At 47.5% G+C, this 14,537-nt stretch carries 13 protein-coding genes and 2 tRNA genes; 11 read left to right on the top strand and 4 right to left on the bottom strand.

The window, feature by feature from the left end:
• Positions 1–301: 301 nt before the first annotated feature.
• Both glyA and DUW71_RS02005 read left to right on the top strand, forming a co-directional pair.
• Positions 302–1,570: a serine hydroxymethyltransferase gene (gene glyA, locus DUW71_RS02010; protein ID WP_119393567.1), complete on the top strand. Its 1,269-nt coding sequence runs from the start codon at positions 302–304 to the stop codon at positions 1,568–1,570.
• Positions 1,571–1,723: 153 nt separating this feature from the next.
• Positions 1,724–2,050 carry a c-type cytochrome gene (locus DUW71_RS02005; RefSeq protein ID WP_119393566.1) on the top strand — a complete coding sequence of 109 codons (327 nt, stop codon included), beginning with the start codon at positions 1,724–1,726 and terminating at the stop codon, positions 2,048–2,050.
• 3 nt (positions 2,051–2,053) lie between these two features.
• On the opposite strand, the gene DUW71_RS02000 is transcribed toward DUW71_RS02005, so the two are convergent.
• The 4 genes from DUW71_RS02000 to yhbY all read right to left on the bottom strand — a co-directional run bounded on the left by DUW71_RS02000 (position 2,054) and on the right by yhbY (position 7,327).
• Positions 2,054–2,608, bottom strand: a complete 555-nt coding sequence (locus DUW71_RS02000) for a chemotaxis protein CheB (protein WP_119393565.1) — start codon at positions 2,606–2,608, stop codon at positions 2,054–2,056.
• Positions 2,605–3,426: a CheR family methyltransferase gene (locus tag DUW71_RS01995; protein ID WP_119393564.1), complete on the bottom strand. Its 822-nt coding sequence runs from the start codon at positions 3,424–3,426 to the stop codon at positions 2,605–2,607. Before DUW71_RS01995 ends, DUW71_RS02000 begins: the two co-directional genes overlap by 4 nt.
• Positions 3,420–6,881 (bottom strand): response regulator, encoded by a 3,462-nt coding sequence (locus DUW71_RS01990; RefSeq protein WP_119393563.1) that lies wholly within the window; start codon positions 6,879–6,881, stop codon positions 3,420–3,422. Before DUW71_RS01990 ends, DUW71_RS01995 begins: the two co-directional genes overlap by 7 nt.
• Positions 6,882–7,012: 131 nt before the next feature.
• Positions 7,013–7,327 (bottom strand): ribosome assembly RNA-binding protein YhbY, encoded by a 315-nt coding sequence (yhbY, locus tag DUW71_RS01985; protein WP_119393562.1) that lies wholly within the window; start codon positions 7,325–7,327, stop codon positions 7,013–7,015.
• Between the two features lie 114 nt (positions 7,328–7,441).
• Here yhbY and rlmE point away from each other — a divergent pair, with 114 nt between their 5' ends.
• The 9 genes from rlmE (at position 7,442) to rimP (ending at position 14,531) form a co-directional block, all read left to right on the top strand.
• Positions 7,442–8,062 (top strand): 23S rRNA (uridine(2552)-2'-O)-methyltransferase RlmE, encoded by a 621-nt coding sequence (gene rlmE, locus DUW71_RS01980; protein WP_119393561.1) that lies wholly within the window; start codon positions 7,442–7,444, stop codon positions 8,060–8,062.
• 25 nt (positions 8,063–8,087) lie between these two features.
• Entirely contained in the window at positions 8,088–10,049 is a 1,962-nt protein-coding gene (ftsH, locus tag DUW71_RS01975; protein ID WP_119393560.1) for an ATP-dependent zinc metalloprotease FtsH, read from the top strand.
• A 65-nt stretch (positions 10,050–10,114) separates the two neighbouring features.
• Positions 10,115–10,921 (top strand): dihydropteroate synthase, encoded by an 807-nt coding sequence (folP, locus tag DUW71_RS01970; RefSeq protein ID WP_119393559.1) that lies wholly within the window; start codon positions 10,115–10,117, stop codon positions 10,919–10,921.
• A gap of 58 nt (positions 10,922–10,979) precedes the next feature.
• On the top strand, positions 10,980–12,320 hold the full coding sequence (gene glmM / locus DUW71_RS01965; protein WP_119393558.1) for a phosphoglucosamine mutase: 1,341 nt from the start codon (positions 10,980–10,982) through the stop codon (positions 12,318–12,320).
• A gap of 53 nt (positions 12,321–12,373) precedes the next feature.
• Positions 12,374–13,120: a triose-phosphate isomerase gene (gene tpiA, locus DUW71_RS01960; RefSeq protein ID WP_119393557.1), complete on the top strand. Its 747-nt coding sequence runs from the start codon at positions 12,374–12,376 to the stop codon at positions 13,118–13,120.
• An 18-nt stretch (positions 13,121–13,138) separates the two neighbouring features.
• The gene (gene secG, locus DUW71_RS01955) at positions 13,139–13,489 is read left to right on the top strand and encodes a preprotein translocase subunit SecG (RefSeq protein ID WP_119393556.1); all 351 of its coding nucleotides are present in this window, start codon (positions 13,139–13,141) and stop codon (positions 13,487–13,489) included.
• 8 nt (positions 13,490–13,497) lie between these two features.
• A tRNA-Leu gene (locus tag DUW71_RS01950) sits at positions 13,498–13,584 on the top strand.
• 9 nt (positions 13,585–13,593) lie between these two features.
• A tRNA-Met gene (locus tag DUW71_RS01945) sits at positions 13,594–13,670 on the top strand.
• 402 nt (positions 13,671–14,072) lie between these two features.
• Entirely contained in the window at positions 14,073–14,531 is a 459-nt protein-coding gene (gene rimP / locus DUW71_RS01940) for a ribosome maturation factor RimP (RefSeq protein WP_119393555.1), read from the top strand.
• The last annotated feature ends 6 nt before the right edge of the window (positions 14,532–14,537 follow it).

The raw sequence follows: 14,537 nt of genomic DNA, 5'->3' as shown, positions 1-14,537 counted from the left end.
GTCATGAAAAAGTGAGCGCTGCTGTTAGTTGTCCCGTAGGTTAGATAAAAACAGGTCGTTCAGAAAGAGCTAAGGCAAATAAAAACGGACATATTGATGAAAAAAGCGCAGATAGTAATGTAAATATTTCATCGTTTAATGTGCCGTTTGTGACGAGATTGTTGTAGAATGCGCGCCCAACAGAGTTAGCCTTGAAGAGACGCCTAGTAGGCAGGGGCGGCAGCAACACATTGGGAATCACCCAAGGCAATAATAGCGTCGCTACTTCTTCTTCCGTCTTATTAGTACCTAGGAGCACACCATGTTCAAAAAAGATATGACGATTGCAAGCTACGATGCCGAGTTGTGGCAAGCAATGCAGGCGGAAGACCGCCGCCAAGAAGAGCACATCGAGCTGATTGCCTCTGAAAACTACACCAGCCCACGCGTCATGGAAGCCCAAGGCTCTGGCCTAACCAATAAGTATGCTGAGGGTTACCCTGGTAAGCGTTATTACGGCGGCTGTGAATATGTAGATGTGGTTGAAAACCTAGCTATTGAACGCGCTAAAGAATTGTTTGGCGCTAACTATGCCAACGTTCAGCCGCACTCAGGTTCACAGGCTAACACGGCAGTTTATGCCGCACTGTGTAAGCCTGGTGACACCATTTTAGGCATGAGCCTTGCGCACGGTGGCCACTTAACACACGGTGCTAACGTCTCATTCTCTGGTCGCGTTTACAAGGCGGTTCAATATGGCCTAAACCCAGAGACGGGCGAAATTGATTACGACGAAGTAGAGCGTTTAGCAAAAGAGCACAAGCCAAAAGTAGTGGTCGCTGGTTTCTCAGCTTATTCGCGTATTATTGACTGGCAGCGCTTCCGCGACATCGCTGATAGCGTTGGTGCTTATCTGTTTGTTGATATGGCACACATTGCCGGTTTGGTTGCTGCGGGTGTTTATCCAAGCCCAGTTGGCATCGCCGATGTGGTAACCACCACGACTCACAAAACCCTGCGTGGACCACGTGGTGGTTTGATTTTGTCGAAATCAACTGATGAAGACTTCCACAAGAAGTTCAACTTTGGTGTATTCCCAGAAAACCAAGGTGGCCCGTTGATGCACGCCATCGCTGGTAAAGCGGTTTGCTTCAAAGAGTGCATGGAAGACGACTTCAAAGTTTACCAGCAGCAAGTGGTTAAAAACGCTCAAGCGATGACCAAGGTATTCCTAGAGCGTGGTATCAACATTGTTTCAGGTGGCACAGACGATCACTTGTTCCTCGTTGACCTAATCGGCAAAGAATACTCAGGTAAAGATGCCGATGCAGCACTTGGCCAAGCCAACATTACGGTAAACAAAAACTCTGTACCGAATGACCCTCGTTCGCCGTTCGTAACATCTGGTATCCGTATTGGTACGCCTTCTATCACCACTCGTGGTTTTGGCGAAAAAGAAGCTGCGGATTTGGCGGGCTGGATTGCTGACGTACTTGACTCACTAGAAAATGGTGATTCGGAAGCTGTGATCTCGCGTGTTAAGCAGCAAGTGCTAGAAGTATGTGCTAAGTTCCCTGTATACCAAGCCTAATCGCTTGTTGTTGAAAAAAGGCTCCCATGCGGAGCCTTTTTTTTGCCCGTTCATTGGCGAGTGCTGCAATAGATGCGAGTAATAATCGAGATCATGGTTTTCACCCGTACCTATTACTATGCTTAGTAGTACTAATTATCGTAGGAGTGAAAAATGAAACAAGTATTGATTTCTCTAATGACTGTTTTACTGAGCTTGCCGGCCCTGGCGGCTGGAGATGCACAAGCCGGACAGGAAAAAGCAGCAACCTGTAATGCTTGTCATGGAGCAAATGGGATCGCTACGAATCCTATGTATCCAAACATTGCAGGGCAGAATGAAGCTTACTTAGTGAGCTCATTAAAAGCTTATCGTGAGAAGCAGCGTTCAGGCGGCTTGTCTGCAGTTATGTACCCAATGTCAGCAGGCCTGAGTGACCAGGATATTGCTGACCTAGCAGCATGGTTTGCGTCGTTACCGGCTGATGGTGGTGACGAATGAGCGTTATCGCGTGAGCCAGTCTACCAGCTTGTTTGCTAGCTGGTCGGCAGTGCCTACTATGTCTGGAGTTGAAAGGGCTAAAGACGCTTCGGGCATAGTCGCAAACTTTGCGCTACTTGGATCTTGTACCATGGTAAGCCCACCGTGGTCTTGGATATATTTTAACCCCTTGCTACCGTCGTGGTTCGCACCAGAGAGGATGAGGCCAACAAGATGACCGTCTGTTGCATCTGTTGCGGTTTCGAACAGGACATCAACGCTAGGCCTCACATAGCATTCAGGCATATCAAGCGATATAGATAATTGCTCACTGGTTTCCATCAGCAAATGATAGCCACTAGGTGCTACATATATATTGCCATGAGCTAGCTTTTGTTTGTCATAAGCGTCAAGTACGGGCAGGGCTACTTCTCTTCTGATGACGCTAGAGATGGCGGAGTTGCAAGGTTGGTGGCAAACTAAAATGACGGGTGGCATGCCTGTAGGCACTTGTTTGAGTATTGTGATAGCTGGTTGCAAACCGCCGGCAGAATGTCCAATGACAATAGCCTGTATCATCTTGAACGTACTGGTTTACTGAAGACTCGAAGTGTTTCGTCTTCAGCGGTTAGTTCATATTTGTCGTACTCAATCGACTCCGTATTACCTAGTACTAGGTAGCCGCCTCGGGCTAAACTCTGATTAAACAGCTGAACAACACGATCTTGTAGGCTGCTATCAAAATAGATCAGCACGTTTCGGCACACGATTAGGTTTGCCTCAATAAAGCTTTGATCAGCTGCCAAGTTGTGTGCGAAAAACTCCAAATGCTGCCTGAGTGGTTCAACAACAATGTACTCTCCATCTGCTTTGTTGAAGTAACTATAAAAGTCTTCCTTGCCACCTGCTAAAGCATAGTTGTGGGCGCCTTCTTCAATAGTCGGTTTGGAGAATGCACCTGTTTTCGCTTTCGCAATCAAAGCTGGATTGATATCACTCACAATGAGTCGAACTTTATTCATTAAACCTGACTCGTGCAGCAAAATTTGCAAAGAGTAAGTTTCTTCACCATTAGAGCAGCCGCTTTGCCAAATATTGATAAAAGGATAGCTGGCGAGCTTTGGAATAACTTTTTCTCTAAGTGTTTGCCAAACTTCAGGGTCGCGAAAAAAGTTAGATGCAGGCACAGTAATCAGACTAACGACGTGCTCAGCAACATTGCGGTCATTTACTAGCAGTGTGATGAGATCGGTTAAGTAATTAACCTTGTAATGTTTTTTTAGCGCTTGCAAACGTCGATTTAGCGATGCTTTGGCGTAGTGCTCAAAATCATAGCCATAAGCCATTTTGAGACTACCGAGAAATATTTCAGCGTCTAGTCTCTTGTTAGCTAGCATGACTGAATTGCCTCTGTAAGTAGATCAATGTCTACAGGTTTAGTTAGGTACTCATTAGCACCTGCTTCAATACACAGTTGTTTGTCGCCCTGCATCGCTTTGGCGGTTAATGCGATGATAGGAATTTGCGCGCCATATATCGCTCGTATATTGCGCGTTAGCTCATAGCCATCCACTTGCGGCATCATAATGTCTGTAATCACCACATCAAAGGTGTTGCTTGCTAGAAGGTTCATTGCTTTGTCTGCGCTATCGGCGAGTGTTACCTCATAACCTCTTTTTCTTAGCACTTTAGACAATGCAAATAGGTTTCTGACGTCATCGTCTACAAGTAAAAGCCTGTTGCGAATTACTGGAATGTTAGCTTCAGTATCAATGGGCTCGGGTTGCTCAAGTAGCCTTAAGAGTTCATCGCGAAGTCGGCTAAGCCCTTCTGGTGTTTTGAGTACGAACGTATCGCTAAATTCACGCAATCGTAAATATTGCTCTTTGGGAATGTCGTCGGCTGAAAAAATAATCGTTGGCGGTAAGTGCAATGCTTGCTCTTCTACCTGATTAACAAAACTTAGGCCGTCCATGTCTTCCAAATTAAGATCTAGTATGACAGCAGAAAATGGTTGGTTTTTAAGCGCCTCTAATCCATCTGAGCCTTTAGCAAAGGTTTGGTAGGTTAACGCTTCATTTTGCATGATGGCCTCAACCGTCATGGCAATCTGTGGGTTGTCCTCGAGTAGTAGAATGTGTTGCTGTTCTAGGTTGTTGATTGTTTGTCGTGCCGCTGATGGTTCACTTTTTGGTGCTGGAATGTGAGTTGGCTGATTAGCAAAATGCGCATTAAAAGTGGAGCCTTGGCCAACTTTGCTGCGCACAGTAATATCGCCACCGAGCATTTGTGCTAGGTGTTTGCTAATTGAAAGTCCCAAGCCAGTGCCGCCAAAACGCCTGCTGGTTGATCCGTCCTCTTGCTGGAACGCACCAAAAATATGGTCCAGTTTATCAGTTGCTATCCCCACGCCTGTGTCACTGACCGTTACGCGAAGCTGTTCCTCGTTTTGTTCAATGGTTAGTTCAACTTTTCCATGTTCGGTGAACTTAATTGCGTTCGACAGTAAGTTCGTGATCACTTGTTGCACGCGCTGTTCGTCACTAAAAAATGGCTCATTCGTTGACGGTGAGTGAATTATGAGCTGATTGCTTCGTTGGTCGGCTAGCGGCTGAAAAACTCGCTGTAAGTAATGACAGGTTTTTTGCACACTGAATCCTTCGATATGAGTAGCGAGTTTGCCTGACTCAATTTTTGACAGATCAAGGATGTCATTAATCAATTGCAACAGGCTGCTACCGCTTTGATGGATGACCTGAGCTGCTTCTAGCTGGTCGGGTGCTAACGAGGATTGAGCGGCTAGATCCTCGGCAAGGATCAATATGCTATTGAGTGGTGTGCGCAGTTCATGTGACATGTTAGCCAAAAACTCGGATTTATATCGACTCGCTTGCTCTAACGCTTGTGCTTTGCTTTCGGCATCTTTATTAGCAGCTTCAAGAGCCGTGCGCTGCTGTTTGAGTGATTGATTCTTCTTGTTAAGCTCATCTTCTTTGGCGCGTAATTCTTCAGTTTGGGCCTTCAGCTCTTCGGTATGGGACGTTAGTTCGGCATTTGCGTCATTAAGAGCATCTTGCTGGCTCTGTAAGTGCTTCGCGAGGGCTTGTGATTCAGCAAGTAAAGAGCGGTTTTCTTGGTTGGTTTTTAGGTTGCTAAGAAGCAGCCCTAGGTATTGAGCGAGTTCGGCTTGATCCGAGATAGACTGGTCATCAACACGTTCACAGAAACCAAGCTCTAGAACGGCCACGTCATGATCTAAATGCCGGATAGGATGAAAACTTATCTGTTGCAGCTTGCCAGACGCCATGCCTGCAGATAATTCAACATGGTTGTCGGGTACAGGAGATATGTGAAGGCCTCTTTGTTCTAATAGGCTTTGCCCTGCAAGAGAGTCAGCAAGCGCCAGTTCAGTGGCCGTTGCTGATTGCCTATTGATGCCGATACTCGCTACGAGTTTAAGTTGATTATCGACCTTGAGATAAAAAGCGGCGAGTGGCGCACCAAACTCTTGGCAGAAGTAGCGGGTAATTTGGCGTGGAGCTTCGTCAAAGTCATCAATACCAGCAAGCATCTGCGTTATGCCAGTAATTCGAGCTTGTTGGTTTTGTCTAAGCCGTATTTCTTCACTTTGCAGGCGAAACTCTTCAGCCGCTTTGGCCATTTTACCAATTTCATCACGCCGATTGTGCCCCGGTATCATGGTTTGTTTGCCTTTGGATAAATCGGTCAAAGCAAGCTGCATCTGTTTAATTGGCTTACTTATCGCGCGTGCCTCCCAGATACCCAACAAGGAGGCACCCACTAAAATTACGGCACCCAACAGGGTCATCCGACTGATAAGCAAGTTGGTTGGCTGGTTAACTTCAGAAAGATTAATCTCTGCTATTAATGCCCAGTTACCAAAGTGATTACTGGCGCTTGGGAATGGTTTGAACGGTTGGAAACTGGATAAGACTGCTTGATCTAGGTAGTTGTTGCCTTGGCGTATACCTGACTCTCCGGCAATTGCTAAGCGAACACTGTCGCTGTCTACACGCTGGCGTAATATAGTAGAGGACTCGCTAAATCTTGAGTTGCTGAGCATTTTTCCATTTGCACCAACAAGGTATACTTCGCCCGTTTCACCTAGGCCATCATACTGGCTTAAGATGGATTCAATTGAGTTTATCGGAAGCTGAATCGCCAATGCACCCGCGTACTTGCCCTCTTTGAAAACCGGCATAGCAGCGAAGCTTGCAGGGTCGTTATTACTAGGTCCGTAGGCTTCAAAGTCAGATATTGCAAGAGCGTTTGGTATTCGGCTCTGCGCAGTTTGCCTAGCAACATCGGCCAGGCCACTATTTTTCCATGGCCCATCGAATAAATTCGTTGCGTAATCGCGCTCTTTTACAACTGAGTATATTAGGTTGCCGTCTGGGTCGATTAAAAAAACATCGTATAGCTCACCTAACTCTAACCAAAGCCGGAAGTAGCCATGATAATTTTCATGAACAAGATGATAATCATCACTGCCCTCGCCACGAAATAGGTTTTGCAGCTGCCCTGCCTGGTGCGGGTTGTTGTCTATGTAGGCAAACTGAAGTTGCTCTTGCGGTGAGGATAACTTGGCGTATGCCGATTGTAGGTCTTGTAGCGCATTTTTAGTCATAGGACTGTTGGAATACAGGCGCAGCTCACTTTCCAATAATCCAAGGTAGCGACTCAGCTCTGCAGCCCGGCTGCTGGAGATCGCCGTTAAGCGCAAGTTCGCTTGCTCCGACAATGCTTGCTGGGATAACGCGGTAGACTGTATATAAAGCACACTCAGTGCAACAAATACTGTGCTTAAAATGGTTAAAAGCACCCGGCTCATTAAAGTCAAGGTGATCACCCCGATAAGTAGGACTAATGCAAGTGTAGGCCTAGCGCTTTAATTGTGCAGATGATTTATTTGGGGAAAGGAGAGAGTGGGCCCAGCTAGGTGTTACTGGGCCTTATGCTGGCTTAGCTTAGGCCGTGGCGAACCAAATTAGACAAGTTCGGTTTAGCATTGCTGTTACGGCGAAGGAGTAGAATGACTTTGCCAATTACTTGCACCAATTCAGCCCTAACTTCTCCGGCAACCACGCGAGCGACTTCGGCACGCGCATCGCGATCAGCAATTGCGAGTTTAACTTTGATTAATTCGTGATCAGACAAGGCGCGATTCAGCTCATTGATAACACCTTCGCTGATACCATTCTCAGAAATCGTTACAATAGGGTCCAACTGATGCCCAATTGTGCGATACTTTTTCTTGTCTGCAGTAGATAATTTCATTCAGACGTCTCAATTTGGGTTGATTTGATTCTATTCTAACCTAGTCCGGTGCAAGAGTTTAGCTACATAAGGTAAATAAACGAAAGCAGGCAGGTTATTTAATTTGAGGAAAACATGGCGCGATCTAAAAGCAGTGGTGGCTGGCTGAAAGAACATTTTGACGACCAGTATGTGCAGCAATCGCAAAAAGATGGCTACCGTTCGCGAGCGAGTTATAAATTAAAAGAGCTCAATGAGAAAGATAAATTAATCAAACCAGGTCAACTTGTCGTAGATTTAGGAGCGGCCCCAGGAGGGTGGTCGCAGGTTGCTGCGGAGATTGTTGGTGATCATGGACGCGTTGTTGCATCCGATATCCTTGAGATGGATAGCTTGGCTGGCGTAGAGTTTGTTGTAGGGGACTTCACCGATGACGAGGTGTTCGAGCGATTGTTAAGTGTTATTAATGATCAGCCGGTAGACGTTGTAATTTCGGATATGGCCCCCAATATGAGTGGACAGGCATCTGTTGATCAGCCCAAGGCAATGTACCTTGTGGAGTTAGCGCTCGACATGGCAACTCGCGTGTTGAAACCTAATGGTGACTTTGTCGCCAAGGTGTTTCAAGGAGAAGGGTTCGACCAATATATTGAAGACGTTAAGAGTCACTTTGCTAAAGTAGTGATTAGAAAGCCAAAATCTTCTCGTGATCGCTCGCGTGAGGTGTATGTGGTTGGGCGAAATTTTAAGGCATAAGCCAAAAGGGGTGGAATAGTTAAATATGGCGAGAAATTTATTGCTTTGGGCAGTAATTGCCGCAGTTGTGCTGGCACTGTTGAGCAGCCTGCCGGATACAGCTGGTGGTAGTTCAGACCTGCCTTATTCAGATTTTATTACCGAGGTTGAACGCGGCCAGGTGAAAAGCGTTCAAATTGACGGCCGTGAAGTGCGCGGTGAGCTTAACAGCGGCGACCGTTTTACAACTGTTTCGCCCGCCAACCAAGACTCTTTGGTAGAAATGCTAGAGTCCAATAACGTGCGCTTCTCGATTGTGAAACCAGAAGGCCCTAGCTTCTGGTCGCAGCTGTTGTTCGCATTACTGCCAATCATCATTATTTTGGCAATCTTTATGTTCTTCATGCGCCAAATGCAAGGCGGTGGCGGCGGCAAGGGCGGCCCAATGAGCTTTGGCAAGTCGAAAGCGCGCCTGCTCTCAGAAGATCAGATAAAAACTACGTTTAAAGATGTTGCCGGCGTTGAAGAAGCCAAAGAAGACGTGCAAGAGCTTGTCGACTTTCTACGTGACCCAGGTAAGTACCAGCGCTTGGGCGGTAAAATTCCGCGTGGCGTATTGATGGTAGGCCCTCCGGGTACAGGTAAAACCCTGATCGCTAAAGCGATTGCCGGTGAAGCAAAGGTGCCGTTCTTTAGTATCTCGGGTTCTGACTTCGTTGAAATGTTTGTCGGTGTTGGTGCTTCGCGCGTGCGTGACATGTTCGAGACGGCAAAAAAACAAGCACCTTGTATCATCTTTATCGACGAAATCGATGCCGTAGGTCGCTCTCGTGGTGCTGGCATTGGCGGTGGTAATGATGAGCGCGAGCAAACCTTGAACCAGTTGTTGGTTGAAATGGATGGTTTTGAGGTAAACGATGGCGTCATCGTAATTGCCGCAACGAACCGACCAGACGTGTTAGACCCAGCGCTTTTGCGCCCAGGTCGCTTTGACCGCCAAGTTACCGTGTCATTGCCTGATATTCGTGGTCGCGAGCAAATCTTAAAAGTGCACATGGGCAAGGTGCCTATTGCTGATGACGTGGATCCATTCATCATCGCTCGTGGTACTCCTGGTTTCTCGGGTGCTGACTTAGCCAACTTGGTGAATGAAGCAGCATTGTTCGCAGCGCGCTCTAATCGTCGTGTGGTGACGATGAATGAGTTTGATCGTGCCAAAGACAAGATTATGATGGGGGCCGAGCGTCGCTCGATGGCAATGAGCGAAAAAGACAAAGAAATGACCGCATATCACGAAGCAGGTCACGCCATTGTTGGTCGCCTGATGCCAGAGCATGATCCGGTTTATAAGGTCACTATTATTCCTCGTGGACGTGCGCTGGGTGTGACCATGTACCTGCCTGAGGAAGATAAGGTCAGTTACTCAAAACGCTATATCGTCGGCCGAATTGCTTCTGCTTTTGGTGGCCGCTTGGCAGAAGAAATCATTTATGGCGAAGATTCAGTGTCGACCGGTGCGCAAAACGACATTCAGCAAGCGACCGGTATGGCGCGTTCAATGGTGACCAAGTGGGGCCTTAGTAAAATGGGTCCTATTCAGTACGAAGAAGAGCAGCAAGGCTACCTTGGTAACCAGAGCCAGATGGCACATATTTCACAGCAAACGGCGCGTGAAATCGATGAAACGGTTCGCGAGATTATTGACCAAGCCTATGATGTAGCGAAAAAGATCCTTGAGGATCATCGCCTGCAGCTCGATTTGATGAAAGATGCGCTAATGGAATATGAAACCATTGGTGGTGATCAGATTGATGACATCATGGAAGGCAAACAAGCGCGCCCGCCTAAAGATTGGGAAGAAACAAAAGCGAAAAAAGAGCAAGCTGAAGCTGATGCGAAGGCGAAAGCCGAGCAGGCAAAGGCTGATAAAGCGAGCGCCAAAGCTCACGAAGAAAAGCATGCTGAGCGCGACCAAGCTGACGAAGCACCAACTGATAAACAAGAGTAAAAGCTGTTGCAGCTGCAAAAAAGGCGAGGACACCTCGCCTTTTTTTATGACTTGCAGGAATGTATATGAAAATTGGTCCAATTGAACTGAGTCAACAGCGCACTACCATCATGGGTGTGCTCAATGTAACGCCCGACTCGTTTTCAGATGGCGGTCAACACAACACCGCGCAAGCGGCTATTGCCAAAGCTGAAGAGATGATCGCCAATGGCGCCGGCATTATTGATGTCGGCGGTGAGTCAACTCGCCCTGGCGCTAAACCAGTTAGCGAAGCCGAAGAGCTACAGCGAGTGGTGCCAGTTATCGAAGCCATTAGTAAGCTAGGAATAGCAATTTCGGTTGATACCAGTACACCAGAGGTCATGCGCCAAGCGGTGTCTGCTGGCGCGCACCTTATCAACGATGTGCGAGCGCTTTCGCGGCCAGGCGCGCTAGAAATGGCTGCCTCATTAAACGTACCGGTTTGTTTGATGCACATGCAAGGTGAACCGCAAACCATGCAGCAGGCGCCCAGTTACGATGATGTTGTTGTGCAAGTAAAGCAGTATCTATATCAGCAAGTGCAGCGCTGTCGTGAGGCTGGGATCGCTGATAACCAGATTATGCTCGACCCAGGGTTTGGCTTTGGCAAAACACTCGACCACAACATAGCCTTGTTTAAGGCCTTGCCTGAGCTAACACAAGCGTTTCCTGTGTTAGTTGGTGTATCGCGTAAAAGAATGATTGGTGAGTTGACCGGCCGTGATGTTGCGCAGCGCATTGCTGGCAGTGTTGGTGCAGCGCTTAAAGCAGCGCAATACGGTGCACACATTGTTCGAGTGCATGATGTACAAGAAACCAACGATGCACTACAAGTTTGGTATTCACTTTAGTTACCAGTTGCGTAAACTCGCCTCCTTTCAATGAATACTTGTGAAAGGGGTCACAAAAATGGCTAAGTATTTTGGCACGGACGGTATTCGTGGTCGTGTAGGTGAGCAGGTTATGACACCCATGTTCGCTATGCAGTTTGGCTGGGCGGTGGGTAAATCTTTGGTTGGGAGGGCACCAGCGAGGGTGTTAATCGGCAAGGATACCAGGCGATCCGGCTATATGTTAGAAAGTGCAATCGAGGCAGGCCTGTCTGCTGCTGGCGTGGAGGTCCTGCTTGTAGGCCCACTGCCAACGCCAGCCATTGCGCAGTTAAGCAAAGCTTTTAATTGTGGTGCGGGAATTGTGATTAGTGCCTCTCACAACCCACATTATGACAATGGATTAAAAGTATTTTCCGCCCAAGGCGGCAAGCTGACAGACGAGCATGTGCACCTAATAGAATCGCTAATCGATAGTGAGATGAGTGTGGTGCCTTCTGATCAGCTAGGTAAAGCGACGCGGCTAAATGACGCGCCCGGCCGGTATATAGAATACTGCAAAGCTACTTGCGGATATTTAGATCTTTCTGGCTTCTCAATTGTTGTGGATGGCGCTAACGGCGCAGCTTATCAGGTTGCCGCGCGAGTATTTGAAGAACTCGGAGCTCGCGTTGAAACCATTCATTGCCAGCCAAATGGCGTCAATATCAATGATGATTGTGGCGCGACCAATCCTAGAAGCCTGCAGTCGCAGGTATTGGCTAGAGGTGCCGACCTGGGGGTGGCACTAGATGGTGATGCCGACCGACTAATACTGGTTGATGCGAACGGCCAGGTGGTGGATGGGGATCAAATCGTTTATTTACTGGCTAAATCTATGCGCCAGCAAAAAGGTCTCGTCGGTGGTGTTGTCGGCACAAAAATGAGCAATATGGCGCTAGAGCTTGCCGTTGAGCAGCTGGGGCTACAATTTGCTCGCTCAGACGTCGGTGATCGCTATGTTGCGGCGCTGCTAGCTGAAAAAGATTGGCTATTGGGTGGTGAATCTTCAGGTCACGTGATTTGCCGCAACGTTACAGAAACTGGAGACGGTATTGTAACGGCATTGCAAGTGCTAGCAGTGCTGCAGCAATCAGGCTTGGGGTTACATCAGTATCTTGATGGGTTTCAGTTATTTCCTCAGGTGCTGATTAATGTGCCGGTAACATCTGCTGAGCACATTATGCAAAACGAGCAACTGCAAAAAGACATCGCGGATTGCCAGAAAGTGCTGGATGGCCATGGTCGACTACTTATTCGTCCATCTGGTACCGAGCCGCTCATAAGAGTAATGGTTGAAGCAGATCAGCACGAACTCGCGAAGAGTTTAGCGGTTCGCATTGCTAGAACCATTGCCGAGCTAAAAGAAAACATCTTGTAACTAGTTGGCGCAACCTATAACATTTTGCGCCGAATTGAATATGGGGAAATATTATGCGCCGTACAATCGTAGCCGCAAACTGGAAGATGAATGGTGACAAAGCAGAAGTTGCTGAGTTGCTAAACGGATTTAAAGCACAGCTAGATACCAACAAAGCTGATGTTGTTGTATTTGCGCCGGCTGTATTCTTGCCGAAGCTAGAAACTGAATTGGCGGATAGCGCTATTCAATTTGGCGGTCAGAACGCATGGACAGAGCCTAAAGGTGCTTTCACTGGTGAGCTATCACTAGGCATGTTGAAAGAGTTTGGTTGCACTTATGTGCTAGTGGGCCACTCTGAGCGTCGCACAATTTTTGGCGAAAGCGATGAGCTAGTGGCTGCTAAAACTAAAGCAGCACTAGACGCAGGTGTAACGCCAATGCTTTGTATCGGCGAAACTTTAGAAGAGCGCGAAGAAGGCGTGACTGAAAAAGTTGTAACCGAGCAAGTGCAAGCTGTGATTGATGTGATTGGCGTTGAAGCGCTAGCAGATACAGTAATCGCTTACGAACCAGTGTGGGCAATTGGTACGGGTAAAACAGCAACGGCAGAACAAGCGCAAGAAGTTCACGCTGCAATTCGTGCATTTATTGCTAAGCAAAGTGCCGAAGTGGCAGAAAAAGTACAAATTTTGTACGGCGGTTCAGTAAAAGCAGCGTCTGCTGCTGAGTTGTTCGCAAAACCAGACGTTGATGGTGGCCTAGTTGGTGGTGCATCATTGCTTGTTGAAGAATTCGCTGGTATTGTTGCCGCTGCTTAATAACAGGTGGTTTGAAAGATGGAAGAAGCACTCTTATTCGTACACGTAATTCTGGCGGTTGCGATCGTTGTTTTCGTTCTGCTGCAGCGCGGAAAAGGTGCAGAAGCAGGCGCGTCGTTCGGTGGCGGTGCTTCTCAGTCTGTGTTCGGCTCGGCAGGTAGTGGTAACTTTCTAAGCCGTACAACACAAATTCTTGCTTTTGCTTTCTTTTTAACAAGCTTTGGGTTAGCATACGTCGCCTCTGAAAAAGCTAAAGAAAACAGTGGCTTAGGAATCGATCCAACACTGTTGCAAGAGCAAGTTGAAGAATCTGCTCAGGGTGCTGAGCAAACTACTGAAGAAGATGCTGCCGTTCCTTCAGTAGAGTAAGGGATGTTGCCTACGTGGTGGAATTGGTAGACACGCCATCTTGAGGGGGTGGTGGCCGCAAGGCCGTGCTAGTTCGAGTCTAGTCGTAGGCACCATTTATTTGGCGCGGGGTGGAGCAGTCTGGTAGCTCGTCGGGCTCATAACCCGAAGGTCGTTGGTTCAAATCCAGCCCCCGCAACCAAAATTGGAAAGATTTGGTTGGTTTGTTAACAAGGTAAGGCGGTCGTTGCCATTGCATGGCGCGTCAATCCAGCCCCCGCAACCAAAATTGGAAAGATTTGGTTGGTTTGTTAACAAGGTAAGGCGGTCGTTGCCATTGCATGGCGCGTCAATCCAGCCCCCGCAACCAAAATTGTACTAAAATAAAGCAAGCTTCAGCTTGCTTTATTTGTAAGCTGCGGCTTGCATTAGGTAGCATGAAAATCCAAGTGCTACGCTTGGAGGGGCTCTGAGTTACTTCATATGGCATCTGCCTGTTGTAACGAAGTGAGCCAAGGAACCCCTCTAATGGGGTTTTTTTCTACCTGAAAAAAACACTTGTAGGCCTAAAGGGCCTTTTTTTATTTGTCTCGGAGGAAAACGCTTGGCCAAGCGAGACGATTTAACAGAGCTGATACAGCCCGTAGTGGAAAGCCTAGGATACGAATTCTGGGGGCTTGAGTACCACACGTCTAGCAAAAATACTTTGTTGCGCATTTATATTGATAGTGAAAATGGCATTAATGTTGATGACTGCGCAGCAGTAAGTCACCAAGTAAGCGGCGTGATGGACGTTGAAGATCCAATCACGCAAGAATATACCCTAGAAGTGTCGTCACCAGGTGTTGACCGGTTGCTGTTTACAGGCAAGCAAGTTGATCAATACCGTGGTTATGAAGCGGAAGTGCGTTTGCAGTTCCCGTTTGAAGGGCGAAGAAAATTTGTAGGCATTCTTAACGGCATGGTCGAAGGGGATGTTGCACTCGTGGTAGGTGAAGAGGAATACCTACTTCCTTTTGAGCAGATTGATCGTGCGCGATTGATTGCAAAATTTGAAGATTAGCATTGA

The sequence above is a fragment of the Salinibius halmophilus genome (assembly GCF_003577475.1).
GTDB lineage: Bacteria > Pseudomonadota > Gammaproteobacteria > Pseudomonadales > Natronospirillaceae > Salinibius > Salinibius halmophilus.
This window is presented reverse-complemented; position numbering and strand designations above follow the sequence as displayed.